The sequence below is a fragment of the Neisseria sp. P0016.S008 genome, assembly GCF_051957775.1.
Classification (GTDB): Bacteria; Pseudomonadota; Gammaproteobacteria; order Burkholderiales; family Neisseriaceae; genus Neisseria; species Neisseria flavescens_B.
On record NZ_JBQCWB010000010.1, the window covers coordinates 17,976 to 28,049 of the forward strand.

Annotated in this window: 9 protein-coding genes; 7 read left to right on the forward strand and 2 right to left on the reverse strand. The window is 50.3% G+C overall.

The genetic code is table 11. From position 1 onward, the window contains the following. Positions 1 to 210 precede the first annotated feature (210 nt). The 4 genes from ACTHS8_RS10350 to ACTHS8_RS10365 all read left to right on the forward strand — a co-directional run bounded on the left by ACTHS8_RS10350 (position 211) and on the right by ACTHS8_RS10365 (position 3,874). Positions 211 to 1,476 (forward strand): Glu/Leu/Phe/Val family dehydrogenase, encoded by a 1,266-nt coding sequence (locus ACTHS8_RS10350; RefSeq protein WP_003685975.1) that lies wholly within the window; start codon positions 211 to 213, stop codon positions 1,474 to 1,476. A gap of 160 nt (positions 1,477 to 1,636) precedes the next feature. Next, the gene (locus ACTHS8_RS10355) at positions 1,637 to 2,452 is read left to right on the forward strand and encodes an FKBP-type peptidyl-prolyl cis-trans isomerase (protein ID WP_070607922.1); all 816 of its coding nucleotides are present in this window, start codon (positions 1,637 to 1,639) and stop codon (positions 2,450 to 2,452) included. Positions 2,453 to 2,548: 96 nt separating this feature from the next. Beyond that, entirely contained in the window at positions 2,549 to 3,175 is a 627-nt protein-coding gene (gene purN / locus ACTHS8_RS10360; RefSeq protein ID WP_440373662.1) for a phosphoribosylglycinamide formyltransferase, read from the forward strand. A gap of 30 nt (positions 3,176 to 3,205) precedes the next feature. Continuing rightward, on the forward strand, positions 3,206 to 3,874 hold the full coding sequence (locus ACTHS8_RS10365; protein WP_063076018.1) for a hypothetical protein: 669 nt from the start codon (positions 3,206 to 3,208) through the stop codon (positions 3,872 to 3,874). Between the two features lie 57 nt (positions 3,875 to 3,931). Here ACTHS8_RS10365 and ACTHS8_RS10370 read toward each other — a convergent pair whose 3' ends face one another. After that, the gene (locus ACTHS8_RS10370) at positions 3,932 to 5,425 is read right to left on the reverse strand and encodes an Rne/Rng family ribonuclease (RefSeq protein WP_440373660.1); all 1,494 of its coding nucleotides are present in this window, start codon (positions 5,423 to 5,425) and stop codon (positions 3,932 to 3,934) included. Between the two features lie 237 nt (positions 5,426 to 5,662). On the opposite strand from ACTHS8_RS10370, the gene grxC reads away from it, so the two are divergent. From grxC to recG, 3 genes are all read left to right on the forward strand, one after another. Continuing rightward, entirely contained in the window at positions 5,663 to 5,920 is a 258-nt protein-coding gene (gene grxC, locus ACTHS8_RS10375) for a glutaredoxin 3 (protein ID WP_003684090.1), read from the forward strand. A gap of 21 nt (positions 5,921 to 5,941) precedes the next feature. Continuing rightward, positions 5,942 to 6,376 (forward strand): protein-export chaperone SecB, encoded by a 435-nt coding sequence (secB, locus tag ACTHS8_RS10380; protein ID WP_003682271.1) that lies wholly within the window; start codon positions 5,942 to 5,944, stop codon positions 6,374 to 6,376. 101 nt (positions 6,377 to 6,477) lie between these two features. Then, positions 6,478 to 8,517, forward strand: coding sequence for an ATP-dependent DNA helicase RecG (recG, locus tag ACTHS8_RS10385; protein WP_440373661.1), 2,040 nt, complete (start codon positions 6,478 to 6,480; stop codon positions 8,515 to 8,517). Between the two features lie 68 nt (positions 8,518 to 8,585). Here the strand turns inward: recG and gdhA are convergent, their stop codons facing one another. Continuing rightward, complete coding sequence (gene gdhA, locus ACTHS8_RS10390) at positions 8,586 to 9,920, reverse strand: NADP-specific glutamate dehydrogenase (RefSeq protein WP_107867725.1); 1,335 nt, start codon at positions 9,918 to 9,920, stop codon at positions 8,586 to 8,588. Between the last annotated feature and the right edge of the window lie 154 nt (positions 9,921 to 10,074).

The following is a 10,074-nucleotide window of genomic DNA, read 5'->3' on the forward strand; positions in this document are numbered from 1 at the left end:
TTTTTGAATGGTTTGATGAGCATTTATACTAGGCCGTCTGAAAATTTTTTGGTTGGTGTGCCGATATTTTCAGACGACCTCAAACTAAATTCATATATAAATGAATAGATTCGCTTTTTATCGACTACACGCTATTACATTTTTGTCCGTTTTTGTATATAGTAACGTGTATGGCTCTCGTCTAATCATATGTATGAAAAGGAAAAATACATGTCCGCATCTGCTGTAAAAGAAACGCTGAATCCGTTTGAAATTGCGCAAAAACAAGTGAAAACTGCCTGCGACCGTTTGAATGCCGACCCGGCAGTATTTGAAATCTTGAAAAAGCCGCAACGTGTTTTAGAAGTCAACTTCCCTGTCAAACTCGACAACGGTACAGTAGAAAACTTCACCGGCTACCGTTCACAACACAATAATGCCGTCGGCCCTTACAAAGGCGGCGTGCGTTTCCATCCTAATGTGAATATGGACGAGGTTAAAGCCCTGTCTATCTGGATGACCATCAAATGCTGCGTGGCCGGTATTCCTTACGGCGGCGGTAAAGGCGGTATTACTTTGGATCCGCGTAACTATTCCGAAGCGGAATTGGAACGCATCGCCCGTGCTTATTCCGAAGCCATTTCTCCGCTGATCGGCGAGAAAATCGATATTCCTGCACCTGATGTGAACACCAACGGCAAAATCATGTCTTGGATGGTTGATGCCTATGAAAACGTGGTGAAACATTCTGCACCGGGCGTGTTCACCGGCAAACCGGTTGAGTTTGGCGGCTCCTTGGCGCGTACCGAAGCCACCGGTTACGGCGTAAACTTCGCCGCCGTCCAAGCTTTGGAAAAACTGGGCAAAGACGTGAAGGGTGCTACTTACGCCATTCAAGGTTTCGGTAACGTGGGCTACCACACCGGTTACTATGCACATAAAGCTGGTGCGAAAATCGTTGCCGTATCTACTGTTGACGTTGCCATCTACAACGAAAACGGCTTGGATATGGAAGCAATCATCAAAGAATTCCAAACCAAAGGTTTCATCACCAATGAGGCCGGCTACGGTAAAGAAATCAGCAATGCCGAACTTTTGGCTTTGGATGTGGATGTACTCGCCCCTTGCGCGCTGGAAAACCAACTGACTTCTGAAAATGCCGGTAAAGTACGCGCGAAAATCGTGGTTGAAGGCGCAAACGGCCCGACCACTCCAGAAGCCGACGTTATTCTGCGTCAAAACGGCGTATTGGTTGTTCCTGATATTTTGGCAAACTGCGGCGGCGTGGTGGTATCCTATTTTGAATGGGTACAAAACCTGCAAGGCTACTACTGGGAGTTTGACGAAGTTCAAGAGAAAGAAACCGTTGTCCTGCGCCGTGCGTTCCGCGATATTTGGAACTTGGCTCAAGAATACGATGTCGACCTGCGTACCGCTTCCTACATGATGAGTATCCGTCGTGTTGAAAAAGCAATGAAGCTGCGCGGCTGGTATTAATCGTTTGACTGATAGCTAAAAGTAGGCCGTCTGAAACCTGTTTTCAGACGGCCTTAATGTTTTTGATAAGAGCCTTTACAAATTTTAATCCACCTTGATTCCATTTCAATCAAACTCAGCTATAATCCCCTTTTTTGACCTTTCCGGAAAAGACATAATCATGAACAAAACTTTCAAATTCAGCGCATTGGCTTTGTCTGCTTTGTTGGCACTGACTGCTTGCAACCAAAAAGACACTGCCGCTAAAGACGCTCCTGCTGCTTCCGCAGCTTCAAATGCGACTGCAGATGCTTCTGCCATCGGTTCTACTGCCCAACAAGCCAGCTACGCAATGGGTGTGGACATCGGCCGTTCATTGAAACAAATGAAAGACCAAGGTACGGAAATTGATTTGAAAGTCTTCACCGAAGCCATGGAAGCCATGTTTGAAGGTAAAGAAGTCAAAATGACTGAAGCTCAAGCTCAGGAAGTGATGATGAAATTCCTGCAAGAGCAACAAGAAAAAGCTACTGCCAAACGTGCTGAAGATGCCAAAGTAAACTTGGAAAAAGGCGAAGCGTTCTTGAAAGAAAACGCGACTAAAGAAGGCGTGAAAACCAGCGCTTCCGGTCTGCAATACAAAATCACCAAAGAAGGCGAAGGTAAAAAACCGACTAAAGACGATATGGTTACCGTTGAATATGAAGGCCGTCTGATTGATGGTACCGTATTTGACAGCAGTAAAGCCAACGGCGGCCCTGTAAGCTTCCCTGTAAGCCAAGTGATTCCAGGTTGGACTGAAGGTATCCAACTTTTGAAAGAAGGCGGCGAAGCAACATTCTATATCCCTGCCAAATTGGCTTACCGCGAAGTTGGCGCCGGCGATAAAATCGGCCCGAACGCTACTTTGGTATTCGACGTGAAACTGGTTAAAGTCGGCGCGCCTGATGCTGCTGCGCAACAACCTGTACAAGTTGACGTACAAAAAGTTCAATAATCCGAATCAAGGCTTACGCCCTTAAACAACGGATAAAAGGCCGTCTGAAAAATTCCGTTTCAGACGGCCTTTGTTCCAAACAAACAAGGAATTATGATGAAAAATATCGTCATCCTTATTTCCGGACGCGGCAGCAATATGCAGGCGATTGTGAATGCCAATATTCCCGATGCCAACATTGCAGCCGTATTGAGCAACAGCGAGACCGCAGCCGGATTGGCATGGGCGGCAGAGCGCGGTATTGCCACTGACAGTTTGAACCATAAAAACTTCGACTCGCGTCTGGCATTTGATCAGGTCATGATGGAAAAAATCGATGCCTATCAGCCGGATTTGGTTGTATTGGCGGGCTTTATGCGCATTTTGACCCCGGAATTCTGCGCCCATTATGAAAACCGCCTGATCAACATCCATCCGTCTATCCTGCCTTCTTTCACCGGTTTGCACACCCACGAACGCGCATTGGAAGCAGGTTGCCGAGTGGCAGGCTGCACCATCCATTTCGTGACCCCCGAGCTGGATTGCGGCCCGATTATTTCGCAAGGCATTGTTCCTATTTTGGATGGCGATACCGCTGACGATGTTGCCGCACGCGTGCTGACGGTTGAGCATCAGCTTTTCCCGCAAGCCGTTGCTGATTTCGTTGCAGGCCGTCTGAAAATCGAAGGCAACCGCGTTTTGAATGCACAACGCAATGCCGCCGGTCAAAGCCTGTTGGCTTAATTAAAACACGATATACACAAGGAAAACATCATGAATCCGATTAAAACAACCCTGCTGACACTTTCCCTGCTCACTGCCTCCATCGGCGCACAAGCCGCCGAATTGCCGCAATCTGCCGTTTTGCAATACTCAGGCAGCTACGGTATTCCTGCGACCATGACCTTCACCCGCAGCGGCAACCAATACAAAATCGTCTCCACCATCAAAGTACCGCTTTACAATATCCGTTTTGAATCCGGCGGCAGCATCAACGGCACGACCTTGAATCCGTCTTACTACAAAGATGTACGCGGCGGTAAATTGTATGCCGAGGCCAAATTCTCCGGCGGCAACATCACTTACGGTAAAGCAGGTGATTTGAAAACCGAAAAATCCGGCCCGGCCATGGACTTGTTTACTTTGGCATGGCAACTGGCCGCTAATGACGTGCGCCTGCCGTCAGGTTTGAAAATTACCAACGGTAAAAAACTGTATACTGTCGGCAGCATGAACAAAATCGGTAGCGAAAGCTATAAGCTGAATGGCGGCACAACGCCTGTGAGCAAATATCGCGTCCGCCGCGGCGACGATACCGTTACTTACTCTTTTGCTTCCGATATCGACAATATTCCTGCGCAAATCAGCTATACCGATGACGGCAAAACCTACAACCTGAAACTGACTTCCGTCAAGATCAACGGTAAAGTAGTGAAACCGTAATCTTTATTTACTCAAACAAGAAGGCCGTCTGAAAAGTTTTCAGACGGCCTTTTATCTTTACAGCAACACAATATCGTATTGTTCCTGCGTGTAGGCAGTTTCGACTGCCAGAGAAATCGGTTTGCCGATAAAGTCTATCAACATCGCCAGTGATTGCGATTCTTCGTCTAGGAACAAGTCGATGACATTCGGAGCAGCCAAAATACGGAAGGCTTGGACATCGTAGCGGCGCGCTTCGCGGACGATTTCGCGTTGGATTTCGTAGCACACAGTTTGCGGCGTTTTCAGACGGCCCCGGCCTTGGCAGGAAGGGCAGGGTTCGCAGAGGATTTGGCTTAAGTTTTCACGCGAGCGTTTGCGGGTCAGTTCGACAAGGCCCAGACTGGTAAAGCCGTTGAGGGTAACGCGGGTACGGTCGAAACTGAGGGCTTTGGCAAGTTCTTGCAGGACGGCTTCGCGGTGGATCTCTTGCGCCATATCGATGAAGTCGATGATGATGATGCCGCCGAGATTGCGCAGGCGAAGCTCGCGGGCGATGGTGTGGCAGGCTTCGAGGTTGGTGCGGAAGATGGTTTCATCAAAATTGCGCGCGCCGACAAAGCCGCCGGTATTGACATCGATGGTGGTCATGGCTTCGGTGGACTCGATGATGAGGTAGCTGCCGAAGTTGAGGTTGACGCGTGGTTGCAGGGCGCGGGCGATTTCCTGCTCGATGTTGTGGGTTTCAAATAGGGGGCGTTCGCCTTTGAACAGCTCGATTCTGCCCAATGCACCTTGAACGTATTGTTCGGCAAACTGAGTCATGCGGCGGTGGTTTTCGGTGGAGTCGACCAGGATTTTGTGGGTATCGAGGCTGAACATATCGCGTAATACGCGCAGGCTCAAAGGCAAATCTTGATAGAGCAGGGTTTCGGGCGGCTGGATTTTTGCCTGTTTTTGAATGTGTTCCCACACTTTAGTCAGGTAGTTGATGTCTGATTGCAGTTGGGTATCGGAAGCGTTTTCGGCGTTGGTACGGATGATGTAGCCGTGGCAGGCGTTTTCGGGCAGCAGGTTGTTGAGGCGCTCCCTTAAATTGCTGCGTTCGGCATCGTCTTCAATGCGTTGTGAAATGCCGATGTGGTCTTCTTGCGGAAGATGGACGAGGAAACGGCCGGCCAGTGAGATTTGGGTGGACAGGCGCGCGCCTTTGGTATTGATGGGGTCTTTGATGACCTGAACCAAGACAGACTGGCCTTCAAAGAGCATGTGTTCGATGCGTTGGGTTTCGTCCGGATTGCGGCGTTGTTCGAGGACGTCGACGATATGCAGAAACGCGGCGCGTTCCAAGCCGATATCGATAAACGCACTTTGCATGCCGGGAAGTACGCGTTTGACGACGCCCAAATAAATATTGCCGACCAAGCTGTGGCCGCTGTTGCGCTCGATGTGCAGCTCGCAGATATTGTTCTCTTCCAAAACGGCCACACGCGTTTCTTGCGGCGTAATGTTGACGAGGACGGTTTCGGACGGACGCACGGCGTCCTTGGGGATGGGAATTCCTGAAAGCATAGGGATACCTGATTTTGAATAGAAAAACTTTTGCGATGTGTTCTTCTCCAAAAAACAAATGGCAAAAGTCATTCTGCGAAAGCGCTTATCATACTTTAATTATGGTTTTTCCGCATCTGCACAAATGTTTATGGTCAAAAGGCCGTCTGAATGTTTTTTACAACCGTACGGCGGGAACACTTGTAAAATAGCACCTATGCCCATATAGTCATGAACATTGGTATTTTGGAAGAAATCATGCAAACCGTTACTGTTTATACCGGTCCATATTGCCCGTACTGCACCATGGCGAAAAGGCTGTTGCAGGCGGTGGGTGTGAAAGAAATCAACGAAATCCGCATCGACGGCAATCCGGAAGTTTTTGCCGAAATGCAGCAACTTTCCGGCCAGCGCAGCGTGCCGCAGATTTTTATCGGCGACACTCATGTCGGTGGCTTTACTGATTTGTACCGCTTGCAGCAGGAAGGCAAGTTGGACGAATTACTGAATCCTTAACCCTTAACTTAGGAAAATAAAATGAGCGAAGAATTGCAACCCGTATTCAGCGTTGAGCGTTTGTATGTAAAAGACTTGTCTTTGGAAGTGCCTCACGCACCACAAATCTTCTTGGAACAAGGCGAGCCTGAAGTGGATATGCGCGTTTCTACCGGCAACACCAAACTGGAAGACGGCTTCTACAGCGTTGACGTTACCGTGACCGTAACTGCCAAACTGAACGAAGAGCGCACCATGTTCTTGAACGAAGTTACCCAAAGCGGCATCTTCCGTCTGGAAAACATTCCTGAAGAAGACGTACAACTGCTGTTGGGCGTTGCTTGTCCAAACATCCTGTTCCCTTACGCACGCGAAGCCATTTCTAACAGCGTAACCCGAGCCGGCTTCCCACCTGTACTGCTTGCTCCGATCAACTTCGAAGCAATCTACCAAGAACAACAGGGAGCTAACGCTTAATCGCGTTATACCTAAATTAAGGCCGTCTGAAACATTGCGTTCAGACGGCCTTTTTGTTTTCGGATAAAATACAGCAAACTCTCAATCAGCTGCCTTTTAAGATGACGCCCGAAACCCAAAAACAGCTCAAAATCACCGATGTTTCCGCTAAGAAACTCGAAAAACTCAACCTCCATACCGCATGGGATTTGGTGTTGCACCTGCCGTTGCGTTACGAGGACGAGACGCACATCATGCCGATTAAGGACGCGCCGATCGGCGTGCCGTGTCAGGTTGAGGGCGAGGTTATCCATCAGGAAGTGACTTTTAAGCCGCGCAAGCAGCTGATTGTCCAAATCGCCGACGGTTCCGGCAGTGTCCTTTTTCTGCGCTTCATCCACTTTTACGCCAGCAACCAGAAACAGATGGCGGTCGGCAAACGCATCCGCGCCGTGGGCGAAATCAAGCATGGGTTTCACGGCGACGAGATGATTCACCCTAAAATCCGCGATGCCGAAAACAGCGGTTTGGCAGAAAGCCTCACGCCGATTTATCCGACCGTAAACGGTTTGAACCAACCCACTTTGCGCCGCATCATTCAGACGGCGTTGGACGTTACGCCGCTGCATGACACGCTGCCCGATGCCTTATTGGGTCGTCTGAAACTGCCGCACCTCGCCGAAAGCCTGCGCCTTTTGCATTCGCCGCCGCCGAGTTTCACTATTCATCAACTTTCAGATGGTACGCTACCTGCATGGCAACGGCTCAAATTTGACGAACTTTTGGCGCAACAGTTGTCCATGCGGCTGGCGCGGCAGAAGCGCGTTAGCGGCTCGGCCACGGCATTGGGCGGCGACGGCACATTGACTCAAGCCTTGCGCCACGCTTTGCCGTTTGCCCTGACCGATGCACAAGAAAAAGTTGTTTCCGAAATCTGCCGCGATATGGCGCAAACCCACCCTATGCACCGCCTGTTACAAGGCGATGTCGGCAGCGGCAAAACCATTGTTGCTGCCTTGTCTGCTTTGACCGCCATTGAATCCGGTGCGCAGGTGGCTGTAATGGCGCCGACCGAAATCCTTGCCGAACAGCATTTCATCAAGTTCAAACAATGGCTTGAGCCTTTAGGCCTTGAAGTCGTCTGGCTTTCCGGCAGCCAGCGCAAAAAAGCCAAAGATGAGGCCAAAGCCAAACTGGCTAACGGCTCTGTCAAAATCGCCGTCGGCACGCACGCCCTGTTTTCAGACGATGTCGAGTTTCAAAATCTCGGCTTGGTAATTGTGGACGAACAACACCGTTTCGGTGTTGCTCAACGCCTTGCCCTCAAAAACAAAGGGCGCGACGTCCACCAGCTGATGATGTCCGCCACACCCATCCCGCGCACGCTCGCCATGAGTTTCTTTGCCGACTTGGACGTATCCGTTATCGACGAATTGCCGCCCGGGCGTACCCCGATTAAAACCCGCCTCGTCAACAACGTCCGCCGCGCCGAAGTCGAAGGCTTCGTCCTCAACATCTGCCGCAAAGGGCAGCAGGCATACTGGGTTTGTCCGTTGATTGAAGAGAGCGAAACCTTGCAACTGCAAACCGCCACCGAAACCCTCGAGCAACTTCAGACGGCCTTGCCCGAACTCAACATCGGCTTGGTACACGGGCGCATGAAGGCTACCGAAAAAGCCGAAGTCATGGCTCAGTTTGCCGCAGGCCGTCTGAACGTATTGGTAGCCACCACCGTCATCGAAGTCGGCGTAGATGTGCCCAACGCCGCCCTGATGGTGATCGAACACGCCGAGCGCATGGGCTTGGCGCAGCTGCACCAATTACGCGGTCGGGTAGGGCGCGGCGCGGCAGAAAGCGTGTGTGTCCTCCTGTTTGCCGAACCCTTGAGCGAACTCGCCAAAGCGCGATTGAAAGTCATCTACGAACACACCGACGGCTTTGAAATCGCCCGCCAAGACCTCAACATCCGCGGCCCCGGCGAATTTCTTGGCGCGCGGCAAAGCGGTGTCCCCATGCTGCGCTTCGCCAACCTCGAAGAAGACCTGCACCTTTTAGAACAAGCGCGCGAAATTGCCCCGATGCTGATTGAACAAAACCCTGAAATCGTCGAAGCGCATTTGGCGAGATGGCTTTCCAGCAGGGAAGGTTATTTGGGCGTATAAGGTTTGTTTTAAAAGAAAAAGGCCGTCTGAAATATTTCAGACGGCCTTTGATTTGGCTGGATAGGGGTTTAGAAACCTTGCGCCAACATGGCATCGGCAACTTTGACGAAACCGGCAATGTTCGCACCATTGACATAGTTTACTTTGTCGCCGACTTTGCCGTATTTCAGGCAGGATTCGTGGATGTTGTGCATGATGTCAAACAGGCGTTGGTCGACTTCTTCACGAGTCCAAGACAGGCGGATGGCGTTTTGGCTCATTTCCAAACCTGAAGTTGCTACGCCGCCGGCGTTGGACGCTTTGCCCGGAGCGTAGAGGATGCCGGCTTTGATAAATTGTTCGACCGCGCCCAAAGTTGACGGCATGTTCGCACCTTCGGCAACCACATAGCAACCGTTTGCCAGCAGGATTTTGGCGGCATCTGCGTCCAATTCGTTTTGGGTGGCGCAAGGCAGGGCGACTTCGGCCGCGATGTTCCACGGTTTTTGGTTTTCAAAGTATTGCAGGCCTTGTTCTTTGGCATAAGTGGCCACGCGTTCGCGGCGTACTTCTTTCAGCTCGATCAAAGCAGCCAGTTGCGCTTCGGTCATACCGCTGTCAGGGAAGAGGACAAAGCCGTTGGAGTCGGAAACGGTCAATACTTTTGCACCCAGTTGGATGGCTTTTTCGGCAGCGTATTGCGCCACGTTGCCGGAGCCGGAAATCAACACGCGTTTGCCTTCGATGCTGTCGTTGCGGGTTTCCAACATGGCTTGGGCAAAATACACGCAACCGTAGCCGGTGGCTTCAGGGCGAATCAGACTGCCACCCCATTCGAGGCCTTTGCCGGTCAGGACGGAAGCAAATTCGTTGCGGATTTTTTTGTATTGGCCGAACAGATAGCCGATTTCGCGGCCGCCTACGCCGATGTCGCCGGCAGGGACGTCGGTGTCGGCACCGATATGGCGGTAGAGTTCGGTCATAAAGGCTTGGCAGAAGCGCATTACTTCGGCATCGGATTTACCTTTAGGATCAAAGTCGGAACCGCCTTTGCCGCCACCCATAGGCAGGGTGGTCAGCGCATTTTTGAAGACTTGTTCAAAAGCGAGGAATTTCAACACGCCCAAATCGACGGTAGGGTGGAAACGCAAGCCGCCTTTGTAAGGGCCGATGGCGGAATTCATTTGAATGCGGTAGCCGCGGTTGACTTGGACTTGGCCTTTGTCGTCCATCCAAGTGACGCGGAACATAATCACGCGCTCCGGTTCAACAATACGCTCAAGCAGGCTTTGTTGGGTGTATTTCGGGTTTTTCGCCAAAAACGGATCCAAACTCATGAACACTTCTTCAACAGCTTGATGGAAGGGTTCTTGGTTGGGGTTGCGTTGTTTGAGATTGGTAAATAGAGTGTTCAGGTCGGTCATTTTTCTACTCCTATTGAGTGAGATGTTTCAATATTTATGTTTTGAAATATAGCTGTAAAAATTTTACTTGCCAAGAAAAATTTTACCTAGATTGTTGACATTATTTTTTTACCAATTTGTAAAAATAGAATTATATTTTAAATTTAATTAAAAA